Raw genomic sequence first — 21,710 nt, forward strand, 5'->3', positions numbered from 1 at the left:
GCGGGGGGCTGTCTCCCGGTGACGGCAGCCCTGGGTTGAAGCGTGGAAAAAAATCTGGATCTATTGTGTACAATTTTTGTTGAAAGTGTCTTAATCAGCTCCGCGCCGCACCTTTTCACGATCTGAAACGGTGCGGCCTCCACATTTCACTGACTCCGGGAGGCGCGAGGCCTGGCGGTACACACCGCACAAGGGCCCGCAGAATCAATGGGACGTTTGACTACTCACGTATTGGATGCCGCACACGGTTGCCCTGGCAGCTCGATCAAGGTCGAGCTGTATCGGGTCGAGGGTTCGCAGCTGGAATTGGTCGCCAGCACGCTGACCAACGCCGATGGCCGTTGCGACGCGCCGCTGCTGCAAGGCGAGGACTACCGCACGGGCGTTTACCAACTGCAATTCCATGCCGGCGATTACTACCGCGCCCGTGGTGTGGCACTGCCCGAGCCGGCGTTTCTGGATGTGGTGGTGCTGCGTTTTGGCATCAGCGCCGAGCAGGAGCACTACCACGTGCCGCTGCTGATTTCGCCCTATAGCTATTCGACCTACCGAGGTAGCTAAACCCCAAGCTAGCCATCTCACTTAAAGAAGCTTTCGCGCATCGAGCTTCTCTGGTCTTTCGCCCGCTCACACTGCGGGCTTTTTTCGCCCGGGATTTACCGTGGCCCAGGCGTTAACTATCTAGGGCACGGCGCGCTGCGTGGGGTTTTAGGCTCGGGTTTTGACTGCGCGAAGAGGCCCGACATGACCCCACCGACCACGCCTTTGGCCGAGCCCGGCGACCACCTGCCGTGGCTTGAGCACGACGGGTTTCAGGCGCGCGTGCGCGATTGCCTGACCCGCCGCCTCGAAGAGGCCGCCCACCCCAGCCGCTTTATCAACGACCTGCACGCCGCGCACCTGCGCTGCAGCGAAGCGGCCCGTGCCCTGCGGCGCCTGATCGAGCGGGCGCCGCGTATCGCAACGTGGGTGGGCGAGGCGGTGCAACAGCACTTGGGCCTGGCTCCCGAGACGGTGTTGTTTCTGGAACCCGATGCCCCTGACGCCCCCCGGTTATCGGCAAGCGCCTTAGAGTGGGCGTTGCGCCTGATGCGCCAGCCTCCCGGGGACGAGACTGCGCCCGAAGGCACCCGCGCCCGCCTCCTGGCGCTGGATTTACGCACGCAGGTGCAGGCGGCCACCGACCAGTATTGGGCGCAACTGGCGGACGGCGCCCGGCATTCGCGCACGGCGCAATGGCGGGCGTTGTACCGCAGCCTGTTGGCGGACAAGGCGTTTATCGCCCACCAGTTGTACGAGTTGTCCGAGACCGGGTTCGACCTGGTCCAGCGTTTGCTCGACGCCCCCACGCCCGAGGATCGCGCCCTGGCCGGCGGGCCCTGGGCCCAGGTGCAGGTGCGCGAGTTGGTATGGGCTGGGGAGGGCCAGGCCCGGGTGGCCATTGGCGGTGCGCTGCATATCGCCTATGCCCCCGGCGCCGAGCACAGCCAGCAAGTGGTGTACGTGCCAGGGCTGACGCGCGAGTTCCATGAGTTTGCCTCCCTGGCCGAGCTGGAGTTCAAGCTGCCCGCGTTGCTCAATGGCCACGATCAGGCCCGGCTGTGGCAGCGCCTGCCCCTGCGTTGGCGTACTGACCTGCTTGATGCTCGCTTCCGCCAGCCGATGCCGTTCAGCTTTACCCCGGTGGCCTTGATTGCTGGCGACGCCGTGGGCGACAGCGCCAGTAGCCTGCTGCACCTGCAAAGGGACAACGAACTGGCCTGTGCCCTGGGCATCGACCTGGCCTGGCTGAGCATCCGCGGCGACACGCCCCCGGAGCAGGGATTGGCCCCGCTGATCGCCCACGTAGAGGCCGACCGCAGCGCAGGCGTGGGTTGTCCGAACCTGCGTCGGGCCTTGGAGCGCCTCCTGGGCTGGGACGAGCAACGCCGCGCGCCGGAGATCAGCTTCGATGCCCTGGCCGCGAGCCTGGCGGTGCGCACCCGCGAGCACGCGGTGCGGCGCTACGAAAACGGCCTGCTGGGCCTGCTGGACAGCGCTGACCCGGCGGCCGAGACCGAAGCCTTCAGTCAGTGGGTGGTCTTGCAGGAGCACTGGCAGGCGCGAGTGACGCAATTGCATGACTACATCGAGCAACAGGTCGCGCGCTTCGATCAGCGCCCGTTCTGGAATGAAAAGGCCAAGGCCGGGCATAGCCACGCGGTGCTGCACCTGGTGTTGCAACGCCAGGCCCTGCGAGATGAGATGCGGCTGCAACAGCGCCTGAACCTGATCGACAGCGCAGCGTTGGGCCTGCTGAGCGAAGTGCTCGATGAGTCGTTCGCCACTCGCCGTCCGGCCAGTGATACCCGCGCCCTGCACATCAGCGTCGGCCAACCGTTGTGCCAACTTACCGGCGCCTTCGTGGTGACCACCGCCCAGGCACTGGCGGACCACAGCGTGGGGCAACCGGTGCTGTTGTATGTGGGGGGCGGGCAGGGTGGCCTCACCCCATTCGCCTCGCTGGCGCAACTGAGCAGCGCCCTCGACGCCAGCCTTAACAGCCCCGACGGCTCGGTGCTGTGGGATTGCATCGGCCGCCATGAACGCGCTGGCGTGCGGGTGCAGGTCGCGGCGTTGGGCGCTGGGCGAAAACTGGAGGTGGCTTATGGGGTGATCGAGGAACAGGTGCTGGGCTATAGCTTCAAAGGGTTGGTGAAGGGCTTTTTCAAGACTCTCAAGTGGCTCGACGAGGGTGGCCAGCCCTTCAGTGAAGTCAGCGACGCCAGCTTGGCGTTGGGGTTGTTGCGCCGCGAACTGGCCGAGCGCTTGGCGGCGCCGAGCAGCGCCGCGCGGGATGTGGCGCTGGTCAACGTGCGCCTGCTGCGGCTCGCCGCCGAGCACCGCAAGACCCTGGCACCGTGGTTTGCAGGCGCCGACGCCGCGACGCGCCGGCGCTACCGGCATCTGTTGCAGCACTACCTGGCCAACGCCCAGGCACTGGAACATGAACTGCTGGAGCGTCTACCGGGTTTCGATACCTATGCCCGCGCGGCCTTGCTCGCGCGCCTGACCCGGGACGGGCTCTACCCCGGCCTGGATATCGACCAGCCTCTATTCGACATGCCTGACGATGTCAGCCGCCCCTGGCAATCCCACCCACAAAGCCCCGCCGGGGACTCGGGGCCGGTGGAGCGGGTCAGCCAGGAGCGCACCACCTACAGCCTGTTGCAACTGGCCGTGCATAACCTCGACCCTGCCGCGCCCTGGACCCTATGGCGCCTCAACCACACGGTGTACCTGGACCCGGCCTGGAAAACCCGGCTCTCGCCTGCGTACTTGATCGACACCCTGTCGGACCTGAACCTGAGCGGGCGCTATGAACGCCTCATCGAGCAGGCCTTCTACGGCGATGGCACGGCAGCCGCGGGCGAGCCGCTGGTTAAGGCGCTGCTGCAGCGGGTCTTGAAGCAGCGCGCCCAGGTGGAGTTGTACAGCGCCCGGGAACAAGGCCTCTCGGCCAACGCTCAGAGCCTGTTCACCACTGCCCTGGCGGCGCGCACCGCGGCGGACCTGGAGCGCAACGGCCATCGCCTGCAATTGGCGTTTATCCACCTGGCCGGCGCCACGTCGCAAAAGGCGCGACATGTGGCGGAGGTGCTACTGATTCACGACCAGGTGTCATCCGTGTGGGTGCTCTATTGGCCGGGGGTTCAAGGCCATCCGGCCATCACCGCCCACGCCAGTGAGCAAGAGGCCTTGCAGGCACTGATGCAACGCTGTGCCGCGCCGCCCTATGTCACGGAGTTGGCCCAGCGGGTGGCCGCCGGTTGGGAGGCGCAGGCCATCGAGAGTTATCCGGGGACGGTCCGCACGGTCGCCCCGCCCTTGGCCTGGGACCAGGAACTGGAGCAACTGCGGCGGCTGCTTTTTCCCAATCATTTGGACAGGATGTGGATGGTGGCCAAGTCCACATCGCTGTGGTTAAACGATGTGAATGTGTTCCCGGTGGTCACCCTGCAAGACATCGAAAACGAGATCGCCAAGCAGCGGGCCAACGCCCCCGGCCAGTGGCTGGGCGTCACACCGACCAGCGGCCATGACGTGCTGCAGGTGTTGGCCCACGCCCAGGTGCTCAAGCGCCAGCGGCGCGTGCGCGCAAGTGGTAACTCGGGCCAAGCGCTGGATGAGTACCGCGAGTGGCGTCTGGACGAGCAATCGGCGGCGCGGGTGCGTGGGCTACTGGGCCTGGTGCCGATACTCGGATCGCTGGTGCAGGTTTACGAATTGCTGCTGGCGATCCGCCGGCTGTATCACAGCGGCAATGCCCACGATGGCGTGGACGTGGTCTACCTGGCGCTCATGGTGGCCGTCGACCTGGCGCTGATCCTCTATCCACCGGCCAAGGCCGGTACAGCGGCCAAATTGCGCCCAGCGCCCGCCCTAAGCCTGCTGCGCAAACGCCAGGCGTTGCACAACCAGGGCCATTCCAGCCTGGCGGTGCCGACGCGGGCCAAGCCCCTGCCAGGACTGCAACGCTATCAAAAGTCCCTCGACGCCGAGGGCGCCATCGTCCTGCGCGGCCCTTTCGACAAGGGCACCCAGGTCAAGCATGGTCAGCAGTTTCTGGTCGATGGCGACGCCCGTTACCCGGTCTACCGGCGCAAGGGCGAGCCCTTTGTGCGCTTGAGAAAAACCGACGCCAGCAGCGCTGATGAACTGATTCTGTACATCGACGAACCCGGTGAACGGCTGCTGGGTGCCGATGCCCCCGAACCTCAACCTGGGTCCAGCCGCGCCGTGACGCGCCAGGCTACCCCCGGTTGGCGGCCCTGGGACAGCCCCACCACCGGCACCGAATGGCGCATGCCCGCGCAGCCGCCAGTGTTGCGTGTGTGGTTGCAGCCGCCCCTGGCATCGACCCATTGGCACGCCTGGGGGTTGACCCTGGCCGACAACCCGCCCCACGAAGTCCTGCCGGCGCGCCAGTTGTTCCGGGTGATGGGGCGTCGGCCCTATGACGCAGTGAAGATCGGCGAGTATTACTATGAAGTGCTGCCCAACGGCTCGAAAATCCCCGAAAAAACCCTTTTCCTCAGGCGAACCGAAACCACAAGCGGCAATGCCATCAATGATTTGAGTCGCTGGCTGGGGCGCGACACCGCTCAGCAAGCCATTCCCATGACCTTTGAAAGCAATGGCCAGTGGCAGGCCCGTACGCCGTTGTTCACCAGCACCATCAGCGACTCGGTGCGGGGGGCGTTCCCCGGGATAACCCGGCTCAGTGGCCGGTTTGCCGCCGAGCGCCTCATCGAACAAGCGGACTACGGGCGCCTGAGCACCGCCACGCGCCTGCTCAACCTTCGCGACACCCTCGACCGCTGGCAGGCGTCCATGGTCGCAGGCACGGCCCAAACCGACGACCTGCTGCGCCTGCTCAGGCCCACCGACCGCCAGTCGAGAACCGGTATCTACATGGGCGCGGCGACGGACGGCCCGGGTTTTCATCGCCTGGATTTCGACCTGCCGCTGCCGTTGCCTAGTGCACAGGAGATGCAGTTGCCGCGCTCGCAGGCAAGGTCCATGGCGGCCCAGGACGCCGTCAGGACCATCCTGCAACGCCAAGGCTTCGTGGTGCGGGACGTGTTCAAGGGCTACTCATCGACGCTGGTCAATTTTGTCTGCACCCACCCGGCGTCCAACAATCTCTATTTCATACTCACTCGCTGGGTCGACCGGGGCTGGGTTGACCTGACCTCCCGCAACGAGTTTTTCCAGCTTTCCAATGGGTGGTTCGAGCTGCAGTTTCGCTCCCGGCGTAGATCCATCGACGATGTGTGGGGCCCGGTGAAAGAGGCGATGGAGCAACAGCGCCTGGTCAGGCTTCTGGGTGGCATCCATGGCGGCCCGGACCCGAGCTACGCCACGGTGTACTTCGTGAAAATGGGCAGCACCGATTATCGGCCGCTGTGACGGGCGGACCCTGGCGATATCTATGTAAAGACCTTTGGCGAAGCGGCGTCGGCATGCTGAACGGACTTAACCTCGTTTAGGGATTTTGAACATGACGACACCTTCCGTTTTGCCGGCCGCCCCCATCAAGGTTTCTGCCCTGCGCAGTGCCTCGACCCAGGTGCGCCTGTTGGACACGTTGACGCGCCTGGATGGCGAGTTACGCACGCTGCTGGCGGGGCAGCCGAGCTTCGACAGCATGGCGCAAGAGGCCTGGGCGATGACCTTTTCGCGGGCGCCATTAATGAGCCAGTGTTTTGTCTGGCGCGAACTCAAAGAGTTGGGCGACAGCGTGAACGAACTGCGCGAGGTCATGCAGGCGCCCCGGGTGACGGACGAGTTGCATGAGCGCATGCGCCTGGGGCGACCGCAGACCTACGCGGCGACCGCGACCCAACTGCTCGATACCCAGGGCGAGGCCATCGCGGATCTGGACATGGCGGCGTTCGAGAACTTCATCAACCGCCTTGGCGGCGATGCCGCGGGCCACTATCGCCAGGCCCTGGACCGCTACTGGAGCGCACCGCGGGCACCGTCCTCGGCGCAGACCCGCCAGGCGCGGCTGCTGGAGATCCGCCGCGAACAGTTACAGGCTGAAGTCGACCTGCTGTATGCCGATGAAACCCTGGCGGCGCCCAACAAGAGCCTGGCCGAGCAGGTGCTGATGTACCCCTCGGCGGCTGTGCGCAAGGCCTTGCCGGTGTCGTTGCGCCCCGCACTCTATGAGGTGGCATTGCAGGTAGGGGAGCGGCGTATGCCTGTGGCGGGTGCCTTTATCATCACCGAGCGCGATGGCAATGCGGTCAAGGACATCAGCGGTGTGTATTCCATCGCGCAAACAACGGTCGCCAGCGACTTGGCGCCGGAAGCGGACACCGGCGCGGCGCTGCTCTACAGCCCAGGCCGGGGCCTGGAGGAGTTTGACTCCCTCAAGGCCCTGGACGAGGCCCTCAAGCGGCGCTGGCAGGCCGCGAGCGAGTTCGAGTTCGTCTTCCAGTCGCTGGCCCGCGCCGACGTTGCGCGGGTGCAAGCGTTGGCCGCGCCGGCATTGCGCTACCGCGAGCTGGCAGAAGATGTGTTCGAGCAAACCTGGCAAACCCTGCGCGCCACCCAACTCGCTAACCTGAGTCACGCCCTGGAGCAGGCCCATAGCGACCCGGACGCGGACTGGGAGCAGGCCCTCACCCAAGCCGTTGCCATGGAACACACCTTGCAAGGCCGCGATGTGCTGGCGGCCCGCGAGCAAAAACGCCTGGCCAAGGGCCTGGCGGGTTGGCTCAAGGGGGCTTCGGCCGAGGACCGCGACCAGTGGCTGAACGCGGTGGCCGACTACCGCGAGCAGGTACAGGGCACGGAGCTGCAGGGCTTGCCTTCCCTCGCCCAATTCGGCGACCGCGCCTTGCTCCTGGCCTATGCCCGGCAGGAAGTGATGCCCTATGTGCAACTGCATTACGGGGTGCAGATCGACCCGGACAAGGTGCTGATTACCACCACCAAGGCCTACCAGACCGGGCCGCTGATCCCGCCCGGCGCCTCGGCCTACAGCACGGCCATGAGCCTGGACCGCACCGGGCCGACCCTGACCCTGGTGCACAACACCCGCAGCCTGACGGCCCTGCTGCTGGAGAATGTGGGCGCACTGGACATCGACTACGCCTTGACTGCGCGCATTTCTGGCGACGCCAAGGGGTTGTCTAGCGCCGAGGTGAAAGACATCGTGCGGGCGCTGAACATCGGCCAATCCTACGAGCGCTTCCTGCGTGAACGCCTGCTCCATGGCCCCCAGGCCCAAGCGGACCAGGAGCGCTTCGCGGCGCTGATGGCCGCGCAACTGCGGGTGGACCTGTTGGAGGCGAAAATCAGCGGGGCGTTCGCCCATGACCGCCAGGCCCGAGGGTTCGGTTGGGTCAACAGCGTGCTGGAGCACCCGGTGGACGATGACCGGCGCCTTGCGGTCGAGGGCCATCGCATCCAGGTCCAGCAGTTGCTGGTGCAGGGCGCGACCTTGCTTGACGTCCTGGTGTTCGCCCCGACGGCGGTGCAGTCGGTGCCGTCGCTGGTCATCTATACGCCTCAGGCACCGGGCGGCGTGCGTTTTCGTGAATACGAAAGCCGTGCGGCCCTGGTCGCCGGGTTGTTGTCTGACAGCCACCTGCGGGACTACTTCGTCAGCCGTGCGGCGCTGACCGCCCGCCCCGAGGTGGCGCGCCTGTTACAACGAGGCGTGCGGGGCACGGAGTTGGCCTTGCAACCGATCAAGGGGGATTTTCTGCACCAGGCCTACGCGGCGCAGGTGGAGCGCCTGCTCGCCGATGTCGACGCCCAGAGCACCACCACCGGGGAAAGCGACCGCGATACCAGCCTGGATGTACTGGAAGCCGTGTTGGACGTGGTGTCGTCTGCATTGCCGCTGAAAATCCTCGCGCCGCTGGCGCTGGGCCGCAGCCTGTTGGCGGTGTGGAATGGCATCGACGCTTTGCGCCGCGAACAGTACGAGGAGGCCCAGGGCCAGTTCTTACGGGTCATCACCCACTTTGCCGATCTTGCGTCCGATGTCGCCCAACCGCCCACCGGCCGGGTCCGCCGCCCGACCGTCCTGAACCCGCGGTTCGCAGTGGGCAAGAAGCCCGAACCCCTGACCCTGCGCAGCGATGGTGTCTACGAAAACCTGCCCGCCCAGGGTGGTTTCGCCCGTTACTTCATCGAAGACGCGGGGCGTTGGTTCCAGCTCCAGCGCGATGACCTGACCTGGCGCCTGGTGGATATGCGCCGCCCCGGTGCCTATTACAAACGGCCCGTGGCCCGCCAGGCCGACGGCACCTGGCGCTACGCCGATGCGCCGGGGCTCAAGGGCGGTGGTAAAAGCTTTATCGCCCCCACGCGGTTACAGGTGGCCTTTCCGCGGTTTTCCTTGAAAGAGGCGCGGGTCTACCTCGATCAGTTCCGCTTTCCCGAGGCCCGCCAGCGCCGCATGGAGTTGGACCTGGCCGAGGACCTGATCCGTACCCGCGGCACCCTGCCGGATTGGGCCAAGCCGTACTTTCATGGGCATGTCAGCCAACCCCAGCCCTCCACCAGTGCCGGCCCCTCCAAACGCCCGGCCTTGCCAGCGGTGGTGACGCCGCCCAAGCGGCCACGGCCCGACACGGGGCAAGATTGGACCACTTGGGGGCAGGTGCTGGAGGGGCGTGACCTGAACCGGGTCAGCGACTTGGAAACGGCTATGCCGGTGTATCGGGTGGTGAGCAAGGATGGTATTTACCCGGCGATCGAAATTGATGGCAGCTACTACGAAATCCTTCCCGACGGCCCCAGCCCCAGGGCCGGTAGCGTGTTTCTCAAGCCGCCGTCCTGGGCCGGCGACGACCTGCAAGGCGTGTGGCAAAAAGTGGCGCTCGACCCCAGCGACCAACCGCGCCTGGTGACTTTCAAGGCCGGTGTCGGTTGGAAGGTGGCGCTGCCGCTGTTCCACAAGCCTTTGCACAGGTTCATCGATGACCTGTACCCCAACTTGACCACCCAGTCCCTCTGGGTATTGGCCGAACGGCTGTTTCAGGTGGCAGACGCCGAGTCTATCGGGGAATTGACCGCCACGCGCCTGCTCAACACCTCCTACACCCTGCATGCCTGGCGGGCGAAGACAGCCGCGCCGGTGGCGAGCATGAGCGATCCGTTGACCTTGTTGGCCGAAGCGCGGCTGCTTTCGGGGCGCACGCACTCCATCAGCTCCGAAAGCCGCCTCGACACTTTTCGTCGGCTGAACTTCCGTCTCGACGAGGAGGACATCAAAGCACAGGGCTACCTGCCGATGGGCGATATTGGCTTTACCGACCGGATTTTGAGCCGCAATGGCTATCAGCTGCAGGCCGGGGTCACCGACTTGAACATGATGATGTTCACCCGCCCAGGGTCGCAGACGGTGTACCTAATGTTGTTCCGCGACATCATCGGCCGGGGCCTGTACGTACCTATCGTGGGGCGCTGGGTCGAGGCATTCGTCGAAAAATGCCGCAACCCGGACGCCGTACAAAGGCTGCGCACGGCTCAGAGCGAGGGCCGCGTGGCCAAGTTCATGGTTGGTGTGCAAACCGTGGAAGAGCCGGTCTTCTTTGTGGTGCGTGTCGACGACAGCCTGTCCTGACGTGGCCTAGCGGCTGAGCAGCGAGGCCGCCCCGGCCCCGCTGAACAGCCCGGCGCTGACGCGGTTGAACCAACTCTGGCCCTTGCCGCTGCGCAGGTAACGCGCAGCGCCATGGGCCCCCAGGCCATAGGCCAGCTTGCACAGCAGGTCGAGCACGGTCCAGGTGGCGATCATCACCAGCAACTGCGGCAAAAAGGCGTGTTCGGCGCTGAGAAACTGCGGCAAAAATGCCGCAAAAAACAGGATGTCCTTGGGGTTGCTGGCCCCCAGCACAAAGGCGCGGCCAAACAGGCTGCGAAAACGCGGGGCGATGGCGGCTTGGGGCACCTGGGCCGCCCGGGCCGGTTGCCGCGACTGCTGCCAGCTCTGCCAGGCGAGGTAGAACAGGTACAGCGCGCCAACGATTTTCAGGGCGCTGAACAGCTGCTCCGAGGCCAGCAACAGTGCGCCCAGGCCCAGGGCCGAAGCGCTCAACAGGCAGATCGACGCCACCACACCCCCGAGAAACGCCGGGTACGAACGCAGCAAACCGTAGTTCAGGCTGTTGCCGATCATCAGCAACGACAGCGGGCCGGGGATGAGAATCACCACCAACGCCGCGCCACTGAACAACAACCAGGTTTCCAGACTCATAGCATTACTCCAGCTTTTAGTTGTGAGCGGCAAGCGGCAAGTTAAGCGCTTGCGGCGTGCCGCTGCCTTTTCCCGTTTTTAAAGAAAGACGAATTTGGCGATGAAGATTGCGCACAGCACCCACAGGCTCACCGAGATTTCCTTGTGTTTTCCGGTGCCGGCCTTGAGTGCCACGTAGGTGATAAAACCCAGGGCGATGCCGTCGGCCACCGAGAAGGTCAGGGGCATCATGATTGCCGTGACGATGGCCGGGATGGCGTCGGTGGCTTCGTCCCATTCGATATGGGCCATGCCGCCCATCATCAGCATCGCCACGTAGATCAGTGCGCCGGCAGTGGCGTAGGCGGGGATCATCCCGGCCAGTGGGGCGAAAAACATCGCCGCAATGAACAGCACGCCCACGGTGACGGCCGTGAGCCCGGTGCGCCCCCCGGCGGCCACGCCGGCGGCACTTTCCACGTAACTGGTCACCGGCGGCACGCCGACCACCGCGCCGAACACGCTGGAGGCGCTGTCGGCCTTCATGGCGCGCGAGAGGTTTTCGATGCGCCCTTGCGCGTTCACCAGCCCGGCCCGTTGCGCCACGCCCATCAGGGTGCCGGCGGTGTCGAACATGTGCACAAAAAGGAACGCCAATACCACGCTAATCATGCTGATATTGAATACACCGGCCACGTCCATGGCCATCCAGGTCGGCGCCAGGCTCGGCGGCGCCGACAGGATGCCGCTGTACTGCACCAGGCCCAGGCCCCAACCCGCCAGGGTCACGGTGATGATGCTGATAAGGATGGCGCCGAACACCCGGTGGTAACTGAGGATGGCGATCATCAAAAAGCACACCGCCGCCAGCAGCGGGCCGGGTTCGCGCAGGGAGCCGAGCTTTATCAGGGTGGCCGGGCTATCGACGACGATGCCGGCGGTTTTCAGGCCGATCAGCCCCAAGAACAGCCCCACGCCGGCGCCCATGGCATAGCGCAGGCTGACCGGAATGCTGTTGAGCAGCCATTCGCGGATGCGTGAAAAGGTCAGGAACATGAACAGCACGCCGGAGACGAACACCGCGCCCAGGGCCGTTTCCCAGTGGTAGCCCATGGTGCCGACCACGGTGTAGGTGAAAAACGCGTTCAGCCCCATGCCCGGCGCCAGGCCGACCGGCCAGTTGGCGTACAGGCCCATCAACAGGCAACCGAGGGCGGCGGCGATGCACGTGGCGACGAAGGCCGCACCGTGGTCGATGCCGGCGTCGGCCATGATGTTGGGGTTGACGAAAATGATGTAGGCCATGGTGATGAACGTGGTCAGCCCGGCGATCAGTTCGGTTTTCACCGTGGTGCCATGGGCGTTCAACTTGAACAGGCGTTCCAGCCAGCCCTGGCGTAGCGGCGGCGAAAGATCCAGCGTCGGGGATTGGGGTTTGCGGCTATCCACAGCGAGTACTCCTCAAGCGTTTTATTGTTATTTCCAGAGCCGGGCACGCACGGGTGGGCAGCGGCTCTTTGAGGTGAGCATGGCTGGCGGGTTTTATTGACTTATTGGTCAGGAACTCGCACGAAGCGAATTATGCTTTTGTATACAAATAAAGCAATTAATGTTTTAGATTGTGTGTCCGAAAAATGACGAAAGGCCAACCCTCTGTAGCAAGCGGGCTTGCCCGCGCTCGGCCGCGTAGTGGCCGTAAACGCGCTCGGCTTGAAAGGGATTGGGGCTGCTGCGCACCCCAGCGCGGGCAAGCCCGCGTGCTGCACGGCGCCGGTTCAGGGGCGTTCGGCGAGGGCTTTGTTCACCGTCAACCAGCCATCCACCGCCGCTTCGCCGGCCTGGGCGAACACCCGCTCCAGCAGTTTCACTTGTTCACGGCGCAGGGCCTGCTCGAAACGGGCGCCGTCCTCGGTCAACTCCAGCAGGCGTTTGCGCTTGTCGGCCTGGCTGGCGACGCTGCTGACCAGGTGCATTTCCTGCAATTGGCGCAACGGCATGTTTAGCGCCTGCTTGCTCACCCCCAGCAGGGCCAGCAGTTGGGTGACGCTCAGGTGGGGGTGCAGGGCGATGAAAAACACGATGCGCTGATGTACCCGGCTCAGGCCCCGGCGTTCGAGCATTTCGTCGGCCTTGGCGGTAAACGCCTGGTAGCCGAAGAAAAACGCCTGCATGGCGGCTTGTTGCGAGGCGCAGTGTTTAAGGTCAAGCATATTGACGTATCCGTGGCGGGCGGCGTAATTTCGGTCAAGCAGTTTGACGTATTTTTCTCCGCCTTCGCTACCGGTGACTCTCCATGGCTTTCTCTGAACGTGTGTCGCGCCTTAAAGGTTCCTTGATCCGTGAAATCCTCGCTGCGGCCCAGCGCCCGGAGGTGATGTCCTTCGCCGGTGGGTTGCCGGCCGAAGCCATGCTGCCCCAGGTGCAATGGCAGGACATGCCGCGCAGTATCGGCCAATACGGCATGAGCGAAGGCGAGCCGGCCCTGCGCGAACTCCTCGCCGCCCAGGCGCGGGCGCTGGGGGTGCCGTGCGAGGCGAGCCAGGTGCTGGTGGTCAGTGGTTCGCAGCAAACCCTGGACCTGGCCGCCAAGCTGTACATCGACAAGGGCACCGAAATCCTCCTGGAAGCGCCGACCTACTTGGCGGCGTTGCAGATTTTCCAGCTGTTCGGCGCCGACTGCCTGACCGTGCCCCAGCAGGCGGACGGCCCGGACCTGGCCTGCCTGCGCGAACGGCTGGAGCGCTATCGCCCGGCCTTCATCTACCTGATCCCGACCTTCCAGAACCCCTCGGCGGTGCGTTACAGCGAAGCCAAGCGCGATGGCGTGGCGGCGTTGCTCGATGAGTTTGGCGTGACCCTGATCGAGGACGAGCCGTACCGCGAACTGACCTTCGACGGTGGCCAGGCCACGCCCATTGTCAGCCGCTTGAAAAATGCCAGTTGGATCTATACCGGCACAGTGTCCAAGACCCTGCTGCCTGGGCTGCGGGTGGGTTACCTGATCGCCAGCCCGGACCTGTTCCCCTATCTGCTCAAACTCAAGCAGAGCGCTGACCTGCACACCAACCGCGTCGGCCAGTGGCAGGCGCTGCAATGGTTGGGCAGCGAGAAATACACCGAACACTTGAGTGAGCTACGCAGCTTTTACCGTGTGCGCCGCGATGCCTTCCAGCAGGCGTTGGAGCGCCACTTCGCCGACCTGGCTGACTGGCAGGTACCGCAGGGGGGGCTGTTTTTCTGGTTGACCCTCAAGCAACCGCTGGACACGCGCACCTTGCTTGCGGCGGCGCTGGCGGCGGACGTGGCGTTCATGCCGGGCGAGCCGTTCTTCCCGCAGCCGGAGGAAAACCTGGGGCACCTGCGGCTGAACTTCAGCCACATCGCCCCTGAGCGCCTGGACGAGGGCCTCAAGCGTTTGGCGGCGGTGGTGCGCCAGGGGTTGTTGCAGTAGCAAGCGGGCTTGCCCGCTTGCTACGACGAGAAGGGGGTAGTCAAACCGCCGCGAAGCGCTTGTCCAGGTAGTCGATGATGACCTTGGACTCGTACATCCAGGTGACTTGGCCGTTTTCTTCGATGCGCAGGCATGGCACTTTGACCTTTCCGCCGTGTTCGAGCAGGGCCTGGCGGTCCTGTTCGTTGTTCTTTGCGTCGCGCAGCGCCACCGGCACGTTGAGGCGGCGCAGGGCGCGGCGGGTTTTTACGCAAAACGGGCAGGCGTGGAACTGATACAGGGTCAGGTCCTTGGCGGCGGCATTGACCTGAGCCTGGACGGCGGCGGGGCGCTGCTTCTTGCCGGGGCGGGTGAGGAAGTCGATGAAGATAATGATCTGGCCGAGGCCGACTCGAAGGGCTTTGACGAACACGATGGTGGCCTCACGGGGCAGGGTTTGCGGGGGCGCAGCTTACCTGATTTTTCAGGGGCGAAAAAAAACCGGCGCTCGATGCCGGTTTTTTTTGGGGCGTATCACTTGATAAGGCTGAGGAACTCGCTGCGGGTGGCGGCGTTTTCGCGGAACTCACCCAGCATCACCGAGGTAATCATCGACGAATTCTGTTTCTCCACACCGCGCATCATCATGCACATGTGCTTGGCCTCGATCACCACGGCCACGCCCAGGGCGCCGGTCACTTGCTGCACCGCGTCGGCGATCTGGCGGCTGAGGTTTTCCTGGATCTGCAGGCGGCGGGCGTACATGTCGACGATCCGCGCCACCTTGGACAGGCCCAACACTTTGCCGCTGGGGATGTACGCCACATGGGCCTTGCCGATGAACGGCAGCAGGTGGTGTTCGCACAATGAGTACAGCTCGATGTCCTTGACCAGGACCATTTCGCTGTTATCGGAGCTGAACAGGGCACCGTTGGTGACCTCTTCCAGGGTTTGCTCATAACCACGGCAAAGGTACTGCATGGCTTTGGCAGCGCGTTTTGGCGTGTCGAGCAGGCCTTCGCGAGAGACGTCCTCGCCCAATTGGCCGAGGATCGCCGTGTAATTCTGTTCCAGGGACATGAAACTACCTGTGGTTTTTACGCAAACGGCAAGGGTACGGGGGCGGGGCGGGCGCTGCAAGCCTGGTGATACGGCTTTACTCGTCGCGGCCTTCCATCATGGTGCGCTTGAGCATCACGTACACCGCGCCGGCGCCGCCGTGGCGGGCCTGGCAGGAAGCGAAGCCGAGCACCTGGGGGTGCTGGCGCAGCCAGGTATTGACGTGGCTCTTAATCATCGGCCGCTTGCCGTCCAAGCGCACGGCCTTGCCGTGGGTCACGCGGGCGCAGCGGATCTCGAACTGGGTGGCTTCGGCGAGGAACGCCCACAGGGTTTCGCGGGCCTTTTCCACGTTCATACCGTGCAGGTCGAGGCTGCCCTCGAATGGGATCTGGCCGGCCTTGAGCTTGCGCATCTGGCTGTCCTGGACGCCGTCGCGGGCCCACATCAACTCGTCTTCTGGGCCGACGTCGATCACGAATTGATCGGACAAGCCGTCCACGGTGGTGGCATCGGTGCGGATGGTCGCCGCTTGGCGCAGCTTGGCGATCTGCGCGCGGTCGGCCTTGGGTTTGCCTGTTTCGGCGCGGTCGTGCTTGATCGGCTTGACGCCTTGGATCGCGCTTTTGAACAGGGAAAAATCGTCGTCTTGCATGTCAGCCTCCGCGAAGGGCGGCTAGTCTACCCAACTCCCGCGCGATCGCGCAGGACAAAACGCAGCGCCGCCCTCAGTCATTCTTTTTCATCAGGTGCGGGGCCATGTTCAGTTCGTGGTAGCGGCGGCGATGGCGACGGCAGCGGCGCCACAACCAGACCCCGACGTACAACAGCACCAGGCCCAAGCCCAGCAACACGCCGGAACCGGCCGCGCTGGCATTCAACTCGCCCAGCGCGGGCGGGCGGCCCAACAGGCTGGCGGCCCCGGCCATGGCCAGCAGCACGCCGAACGTTGCCAACAGCGCGGCAAAACCGGCGCTCAGGCGAAAACGCCAGTTGCTCGGGCCTTTTGGGCGCAGGCGGCGGGCGTCAAATCCATCGGATATTTTCATTCCGACCATTCCTCAATGGGTATCGGCCCTTCGACCGGAAGTCGTGCGGGTGGTTCCTGAAGCTAAGCCATTTGGCGGGAATGAGAGGCTTTTGCGGATGAGCGGCCAGCGTGCCGCTCACCGGGGGAGGCGGTCAGATCAGGTCTTTGGTCTGCGCCAGGGTGGCGAAGTTGTCGGCCATGATCGCCATTTCAGTCTGCTGCACGTGCTCGGCCGTCAGCACACCGCCCTTGTAGGGCAGGTCGCGGGTGGCGCAGGCGTCTTCGACCAGGGTGCAGCGAAAGCCCAGGTTCTTGGCGGCGCGCACCGTGGTGCTGACGCTGGAGTGGCTCATGAAACCGCAGACGATCAGGTCCAGGGAGCCCAGCTCTTGCAGGCGTTTTTCCAGCTCGGTGCCGTGGAAGGCGCTGGGCAGCAGCTTACCGATGATGGTTTCGTCGCCTTGCGGCTCCAGGCCCGGGATGAATTCACCGCGCTCGCCCTGGGGGTCGAACAGGCCGCCGACGGTGCCCAGGTGGCGCACGTGCACCACCGGCCGGCCGGCAGCCCGGGCGGCGGCGAGCAGTTGCTGGATGTTTACGACGGCAGCGTCCATGCCGGACAGGGCCAGGGGGCCGCTGAGGTATTCCTTTTGAGCGTCAATGATGACCAGGCTGGCATGGCTCAAATTGGCCGGTGCGTAACCGCGGCCGCTGAGTTGAAACATCGTCTTTGGAACGGACATTCTGGGGCTCCTTCGGGTGGGGCTTTTGGGGCATTGTCCTCTGGCTGAGCGGTTCTGTGAATCGCTACCAACGTAAGCTACGTGGTTGTTGGCTTACAGCGATGTCAAGGGGCGCTTGCGTTCAACCAAAAACGGCTGCCTGGGATTTTTCCTACTTTTCTCGAGCTGTTTTCATGCGTCGTCGGCGGACGTTTTGGCTGTTAGAATCACCGGTCGTTTTTTCTGGAGTCTGTTCCGTGATTACTTCCCGTCTGCGCACGTTGCGCGACCACATCCGTTGGGCCGTCAGTCGTTTTCATGGGGAGGATCTGTTTTTCGGCCATGGCACCGACAATGCCTGGGACGAAGCCCGCCAACTGGTACTCGGTGCCGTGCACCTGCCCTGGGAAATCGCGGACAGCTACCTCGATTGCCGCCTCGAAGACGACGAACTGATCCACGTGCAGCACCTGCTGCACCGGCGTATCGAAGAGCGCGTGCCCACCGCCTACCTGCTGGGCGAGGCGTGGTTCTGCGGCCTGTCGTTCATCGTCGATGAGCGCGTGCTCATCCCCCGTTCGCCCATCGGTGAGTTGATCGAAAAACGCTTCGAGCCCTGGCTGGGCAGCGAGCCGGCCCGCATTCTCGACCTGTGCACCGGTTCCGGTTGTATCGGTATTGCTTGCGCCTATGAGTTCCAGAACGCTGAAGTGGTGCTGGCCGATCTGTCGTTCGAGGCCCTGGAAGTGGCCAACCAGAACATCGAGCGCCATGGCGTGGATGAGCGGGTATTCACCGTACAGGGCGACGGCTTCGACGGTTTGCCGGGGCAGCGTTTCGACCTGATCGTGTCCAACCCGCCGTATGTGGATGCCGAAGATTTCGCCGACATGCCCGACGAGTACCAGCACGAACCGGAACTGGCCCTGGCCTGTGGCGACGATGGCTTGAACCTGGTGCGGCGCATGCTCAGCGAAGCGGCGGACCACCTCACCGAAAAAGGTCTGTTGATCGTAGAAGTGGGCAACAGCCAGGTGCATGTTGAGGCCTTGTACCCGGGCGTCGACTTCGCCTGGCTGGACTTCGAGCGTGGCGGCCACGGTGTGTTCATGCTCACCGCCGAGCAATGCCGCGACCATCAGGCGCTGTTCGCCTCCAAGGTGTAAGTGCGCAACGCCTGCGTGCCTCGTGAACGAGGCGCAAAAAAAGAGGCTGCCACGGTAGTGGACGGCCTCTTTTTCATTCCCTCAGGGCTTCAGCCCTGTTTGCCGGCCTCCAGCATGTGTTCTGGTTTGACCCATTCGTCGAACTGCGCATCGGTCAGGTAGCCCAACTGCAACGCCGCTTCGCGCAGGGTCAGGTTTTCGCCATAGGCTTTCTTGGCGATCTCTGCGGCCTTGTCGTAGCCGATGTGCGGGTTCAGCGCGGTGACGAGCATCAGCCCGCGTTCCAGGTGCGCGGCCATTTGCACCGGGTCCGGCTCCAGGCCCGCCACGCAGTGTTCCTGGAAGTTGCGGCAGCCGTCCCCCAAGAGGCGGATCGATTGCAGCAGGTTGTGGATGATGACCGGTTTGAACACGTTCAGCTGCAAGTGCCCTTGGCTGGCGGCGAAACCGATGGTCACGTCGTTGCCCAGCACCTGGCAGGCGAGCATGGACAAGGCCTCGCACTGGGTCGGGTTGACCTTGCCCGGCATGATCGAGCTGCCCGGTTCGTTGGCCGGTAACTTGACCTCGGCGAACCCGGCCCGTGGCCCCGAGCCCAGCAGGCGCAGGTCGTTGGCGATTTTCATCAGGGCCACCGCCAGGGTTTTTAGCGCCCCGGAGAGGGCGGTCAGCGGCTCATGGCCGGCCAGCGCAGCGAATTTGTTCGGCGCGGTGATAAACGGCAAGCCGCTCAAGGCCGCCAGTTCGGCGGCGATGGCCTCGCCAAAGCCGTGGGGCGAGTTGAGCCCGGTGCCCACCGCGGTGCCGCCCTGGGCCAGTTCGTACACCGCCGGCAAGGCGCCGCGCAGGGCGCGTTCGGCGTAGTCGAGCTGGGCGATGAAGGCCGAAAGCTCCTGGCCGAAGGTGATGGGGGTGGCGTCCATCATGTGGGTGCGCCCGGTCTTGACCAGTTTCATGTGCCGCGCCGACTGCTCGGCCAGGCCCCCGGACAACTCGCGCAGGGCCGGCAACAGGTGCTCGTGCACCGCTTGCGCGGCGGCGATGTGCATGGCGGTGGGGAAGCAGTCGTTGGAGCTCTGGGAGCGGTTGACATGATCGTTGGGGTGCACCGGGCTCTTGCCGCCACGGGGGTTGCCGGCCAGTTCGTTGGCGCGCCCGGCGATCACTTCGTTGACGTTCATGTTGCTCTGGGTGCCGCTGCCGGTCTGCCAGACCACCAGGGGGAACTGTTCATCATGCTGACCGTCGATCACTTCGTCGGCGGCCTGTTCGATCAGGCGGGCGATATCGGCGGGCAGGTCGCCATTGCGGTCGTTGACCCGCGCGGCGGCTTTCTTAATCAGCGCCAGGGCGTGCACCACGGCGATGGGCATGCGTTCCTCGCCAATGGCGAAATTGACCCGCGAACGCTGGGTCTGCGCGCCCCAATAGGCGTCATCCGGGACTTCAACCTGGCCAAGGCTGTCAGTTTCGATACGGCTCATGGGTCTTACTCCTGTAGGTCGGGTTGCGCAGCTTAGGCTGCATGGGGTTGCCGGGGTTCCATCGGTCGCCTTTTGCGCCGTTGGCGCGTTGCAAATGAGAAGCGCCCCGCCCCGGGGTTGAGTGGCGGTGATTGTTAGGCGCAGAATGGTCGCCCTTGGGGTTTTACCTCGTCTGCTAGAAAAGGAAACTTGATGACTCGTCTTCGTGCGATCTGTACCGCGGTTGTTCTGGTTTGCGCAAGCGGCCAGGCGCTTGCCGACACCGCCAGCCACAACGCCAGTGCCGAGGCCTTCCTGACCCTGGCACACGCTGACAAGCTCGGCACGCCGGTGTACATGCAAGTGCAGCAAATGTTCGCCCAGCGCTTCGAGCAAACCAAGGCCCCGGCCTCCAAGCAAGCCCTGCTGGAAACCTATCAGGCCAAGGCCAATGCCGCCCTGGACAAAGCCATCGGCTGGAACAAGCTCAAGCCGGACATGGTCAAGCTCTACACCAGCAACTTCAGCGAGTCCGAGCTCAAGGACCTGGTCGCGTTCTACCAATCGCCGCTGGGCAAGAAAGTCCTGGAAAAAATGCCGCAGCTGACCCAGCAATCGGCCCAGTTGACCCAGGCCAAGCTCGAAAGCGCGGTGCCGGTGGTCAACAAGCTGTTGGCTGACATGACCGCCGAGCTGGAGCCTAAAGCCGCTCCCGCGAAGAAAAAGTAAGCAGGCCTATGAACATGCAGCAACGTATCGAAGCGGCACTCGCGGCCCTGAACCCCGAGCACCTGCAAGTGTTGGACGAAAGCCACATGCACAGCCGTGGGTTGCAAACCCACTACAAGGCCGTGCTGGTCAGCGAGCAATTCGCCGGGCTCAACAGCGTCAAGCGCCACCAGAAGGTCTACGCCACGTTGGGTGACCTGATGGGCCAATTCCATGCGTTGGCGCTGCACACCTATACGCCCGAAGAATGGGCACAGACCGGCGCGGCCCCGGCCTCGCCCACCTGTGCCGGCGGCAGCAAGCACTGACCTGGGGTTTTTGCTAGACTGCGCCACGCGCCGCTCAGTCGGCGCGTTTTTTTTGTCTATCCGGTTCACCCCTTGCGCGGGTAGCCACCTGGAGAATCACCCATGACACACCCCATTGTCGTGGCGGCACTGTATAAGTTCGTCACCCTCAACGATTACGTCGCCCTGCGCGAGCCACTGCTCAAGGCCATGGTCGATAACGGCATCAAGGGCACCCTGCTGATCGCCGAAGAAGGCATCAACGGCACCGTCTCCGGCAGCCGCGAAGGCATCGACGGGCTGATGGCCTGGCTCAAGAACGATCCGCGCATGGTCGATATCGATCACAAAGAGTCGTACTGCGACGAGCAGCCGTTCTACCGCACCAAGGTCAAACTCAAGAAAGAGATCGTGACCCTGGGCGTCGAAGGGGTAGACCCGAACCGCCAGGTCGGTACTTACGTCGAGCCGCAGGACTGGAACGCGTTGATCGACGACCCCGAAGTGCTGCTGATCGATACCCGCAACGACTACGAAGTGGCGATCGGCACCTTTGAAGGCGCGATCGACCCGAAAACCACCAGTTTTCGCGAATTTCCCGACTACATCAAAGCCAACTTCGACCCGGCCCGCCATAAGAAGGTCGCCATGTTCTGCACCGGTGGCATCCGTTGCGAGAAGGCCTCCAGCTATATGCTCAGCCAGGGTTTCGATGAGGTGTTCCACCTCAAGGGCGGCATCCTCAAGTACCTGGAAGAAGTGCCCCGCGAAGAAACCAAGTGGCAGGGCGACTGCTTCGTGTTCGACAACCGCGTCACCGTGCGCCACGACTTGAGCGAAGGTGACTACGATCAATGTCATGCCTGCCGCACACCTGTTAGCGTCGAAGACCGGGCCAGCGAGCACTATGTGGCCGGCATCAGTTGCCCCCATTGCTGGGATAAGCTGAGCGAGAAAACCCGGCGCAGCGCCATCGACCGGCAAAAGCAGATCGAACTGGCCAAGGCCCGCAACCAGCCACACCCCATTGGCTACAACTACAAACAACCGTCCGAGGCCTGAACCATGTCCGCGCGCTTG

The 21,710-nt window shown here is 64.1% G+C and carries 17 protein-coding genes; 8 read left to right on the forward strand and 9 right to left on the reverse strand.

Annotated elements, in window-relative coordinates; translation table 11 throughout:
* Positions 1–207: 207 nt before the first annotated feature.
* From uraH to AC19YR_RS02360, 3 genes are all read left to right on the forward strand, one after another.
* Entirely contained in the window at positions 208–561 is a 354-nt protein-coding gene (gene uraH, locus AC19YR_RS02350; protein WP_500596993.1) for a hydroxyisourate hydrolase, read from the forward strand.
* A gap of 183 nt (positions 562–744) precedes the next feature.
* Positions 745–5,952: a dermonecrotic toxin domain-containing protein gene (locus tag AC19YR_RS02355; protein ID WP_500596995.1), complete on the forward strand. Its 5,208-nt coding sequence runs from the start codon at positions 745–747 to the stop codon at positions 5,950–5,952.
* Between the two features lie 91 nt (positions 5,953–6,043).
* Positions 6,044–10,132 (forward strand): dermonecrotic toxin domain-containing protein, encoded by a 4,089-nt coding sequence (locus AC19YR_RS02360; RefSeq protein WP_500596997.1) that lies wholly within the window; start codon positions 6,044–6,046, stop codon positions 10,130–10,132.
* A 6-nt stretch (positions 10,133–10,138) separates the two neighbouring features.
* On the opposite strand, the gene AC19YR_RS02365 is transcribed toward AC19YR_RS02360, so the two are convergent.
* The 3 genes from AC19YR_RS02365 to AC19YR_RS02375 all read right to left on the reverse strand — a co-directional run bounded on the left by AC19YR_RS02365 (position 10,139) and on the right by AC19YR_RS02375 (position 12,954).
* Positions 10,139–10,765 carry a LysE family translocator gene (locus AC19YR_RS02365; RefSeq protein WP_095107436.1) on the reverse strand — a complete coding sequence of 209 codons (627 nt, stop codon included), beginning with the start codon at positions 10,763–10,765 and terminating at the stop codon, positions 10,139–10,141.
* Positions 10,766–10,843: 78 nt separating this feature from the next.
* On the reverse strand, positions 10,844–12,193 hold the full coding sequence (locus AC19YR_RS02370) for an NCS2 family permease (protein ID WP_095107437.1): 1,350 nt from the start codon (positions 12,191–12,193) through the stop codon (positions 10,844–10,846).
* 326 nt (positions 12,194–12,519) lie between these two features.
* On the reverse strand, positions 12,520–12,954 hold the full coding sequence (locus tag AC19YR_RS02375; RefSeq protein ID WP_095107438.1) for a MarR family winged helix-turn-helix transcriptional regulator: 435 nt from the start codon (positions 12,952–12,954) through the stop codon (positions 12,520–12,522).
* Positions 12,955–13,037: 83 nt separating this feature from the next.
* Between AC19YR_RS02375 and AC19YR_RS02380 the strand changes: the two genes are divergently transcribed.
* On the forward strand, positions 13,038–14,195 hold the full coding sequence (locus tag AC19YR_RS02380) for an aminotransferase-like domain-containing protein (RefSeq protein WP_500596999.1): 1,158 nt from the start codon (positions 13,038–13,040) through the stop codon (positions 14,193–14,195).
* A gap of 40 nt (positions 14,196–14,235) precedes the next feature.
* On the opposite strand, the gene AC19YR_RS02385 is transcribed toward AC19YR_RS02380, so the two are convergent.
* From AC19YR_RS02385 to AC19YR_RS02405, 5 genes are all read right to left on the reverse strand, one after another.
* A complete protein-coding gene (locus AC19YR_RS02385) occupies positions 14,236–14,607 on the reverse strand; it encodes a glutathione S-transferase N-terminal domain-containing protein (RefSeq protein ID WP_095107440.1) in 372 nt (123 codons plus the stop codon).
* A 101-nt stretch (positions 14,608–14,708) separates the two neighbouring features.
* Entirely contained in the window at positions 14,709–15,254 is a 546-nt protein-coding gene (gene folE / locus AC19YR_RS02390; protein WP_003204506.1) for a GTP cyclohydrolase I FolE, read from the reverse strand.
* Between the two features lie 76 nt (positions 15,255–15,330).
* Entirely contained in the window at positions 15,331–15,888 is a 558-nt protein-coding gene (locus tag AC19YR_RS02395) for a Smr/MutS family protein (protein ID WP_095107441.1), read from the reverse strand.
* 73 nt (positions 15,889–15,961) lie between these two features.
* The gene (locus tag AC19YR_RS02400; RefSeq protein ID WP_095107442.1) at positions 15,962–16,282 is read right to left on the reverse strand and encodes a hypothetical protein; all 321 of its coding nucleotides are present in this window, start codon (positions 16,280–16,282) and stop codon (positions 15,962–15,964) included.
* 133 nt (positions 16,283–16,415) lie between these two features.
* Positions 16,416–17,006 carry a cysteine hydrolase family protein gene (locus AC19YR_RS02405; RefSeq protein WP_095107443.1) on the reverse strand — a complete coding sequence of 197 codons (591 nt, stop codon included), beginning with the start codon at positions 17,004–17,006 and terminating at the stop codon, positions 16,416–16,418.
* 236 nt (positions 17,007–17,242) lie between these two features.
* On the opposite strand from AC19YR_RS02405, the gene prmB reads away from it, so the two are divergent.
* Entirely contained in the window at positions 17,243–18,151 is a 909-nt protein-coding gene (prmB, locus tag AC19YR_RS02410) for a 50S ribosomal protein L3 N(5)-glutamine methyltransferase (RefSeq protein ID WP_095107444.1), read from the forward strand.
* Positions 18,152–18,240: 89 nt separating this feature from the next.
* Here the strand turns inward: prmB and AC19YR_RS02415 are convergent, their stop codons facing one another.
* A complete protein-coding gene (locus tag AC19YR_RS02415) occupies positions 18,241–19,635 on the reverse strand; it encodes a class II fumarate hydratase (protein ID WP_095107445.1) in 1,395 nt (464 codons plus the stop codon).
* A gap of 192 nt (positions 19,636–19,827) precedes the next feature.
* On the opposite strand from AC19YR_RS02415, the gene AC19YR_RS02420 reads away from it, so the two are divergent.
* The 3 genes from AC19YR_RS02420 to trhO all read left to right on the forward strand — a co-directional run bounded on the left by AC19YR_RS02420 (position 19,828) and on the right by trhO (position 21,692).
* Entirely contained in the window at positions 19,828–20,343 is a 516-nt protein-coding gene (locus tag AC19YR_RS02420) for a DUF2059 domain-containing protein (protein ID WP_095107446.1), read from the forward strand.
* Positions 20,344–20,351: 8 nt separating this feature from the next.
* The gene (locus AC19YR_RS02425) at positions 20,352–20,651 is read left to right on the forward strand and encodes a BolA family protein (RefSeq protein WP_095107447.1); all 300 of its coding nucleotides are present in this window, start codon (positions 20,352–20,354) and stop codon (positions 20,649–20,651) included.
* Positions 20,652–20,753: 102 nt separating this feature from the next.
* Positions 20,754–21,692, forward strand: a complete 939-nt coding sequence (gene trhO, locus AC19YR_RS02430; protein WP_095107448.1) for an oxygen-dependent tRNA uridine(34) hydroxylase TrhO — start codon at positions 20,754–20,756, stop codon at positions 21,690–21,692.
* Positions 21,693–21,710: the final 18 nt, after the last annotated feature.

The sequence above is a fragment of the Pseudomonas sp. MF08817 genome, from assembly GCF_059862705.1.

Bases quoted from the DNA above. Each gene is read 5' to 3' on its own strand.
- uraH (WP_500596993.1), top strand. From the start codon at position 208: ATGGGACGTTTGACTACTCACGTATTGGATGCCGCACACGGTTGCCCT.
- AC19YR_RS02355 (WP_500596995.1), top strand. From the start codon at position 745: ATGACCCCACCGACCACGCCTTTGGCCGAGCCCGGCGACCACCTGCCG.
- AC19YR_RS02360 (WP_500596997.1), top strand. From the start codon at position 6,044: ATGACGACACCTTCCGTTTTGCCGGCCGCCCCCATCAAGGTTTCTGCC.
- AC19YR_RS02365 (WP_095107436.1), bottom strand. From the start codon at position 10,765: ATGAGTCTGGAAACCTGGTTGTTGTTCAGTGGCGCGGCGTTGGTGGTG.
- AC19YR_RS02375 (WP_095107438.1), bottom strand. From the start codon at position 12,954: ATGCTTGACCTTAAACACTGCGCCTCGCAACAAGCCGCCATGCAGGCG.
- AC19YR_RS02380 (WP_500596999.1), top strand. From the start codon at position 13,038: ATGGCTTTCTCTGAACGTGTGTCGCGCCTTAAAGGTTCCTTGATCCGT.
- folE (WP_003204506.1), bottom strand. From the start codon at position 15,254: ATGTCCCTGGAACAGAATTACACGGCGATCCTCGGCCAATTGGGCGAG.
- AC19YR_RS02395 (WP_095107441.1), bottom strand. From the start codon at position 15,888: ATGCAAGACGACGATTTTTCCCTGTTCAAAAGCGCGATCCAAGGCGTC.
- AC19YR_RS02400 (WP_095107442.1), bottom strand. From the start codon at position 16,282: ATGAAAATATCCGATGGATTTGACGCCCGCCGCCTGCGCCCAAAAGGC.
- AC19YR_RS02405 (WP_095107443.1), bottom strand. From the start codon at position 17,006: ATGTCCGTTCCAAAGACGATGTTTCAACTCAGCGGCCGCGGTTACGCA.
- AC19YR_RS02415 (WP_095107445.1), bottom strand. From the start codon at position 19,635: ATGAGCCGTATCGAAACTGACAGCCTTGGCCAGGTTGAAGTCCCGGAT.
- AC19YR_RS02420 (WP_095107446.1), top strand. From the start codon at position 19,828: ATGACTCGTCTTCGTGCGATCTGTACCGCGGTTGTTCTGGTTTGCGCA.
- AC19YR_RS02425 (WP_095107447.1), top strand. From the start codon at position 20,352: ATGAACATGCAGCAACGTATCGAAGCGGCACTCGCGGCCCTGAACCCC.
- trhO (WP_095107448.1), top strand. From the start codon at position 20,754: ATGACACACCCCATTGTCGTGGCGGCACTGTATAAGTTCGTCACCCTC.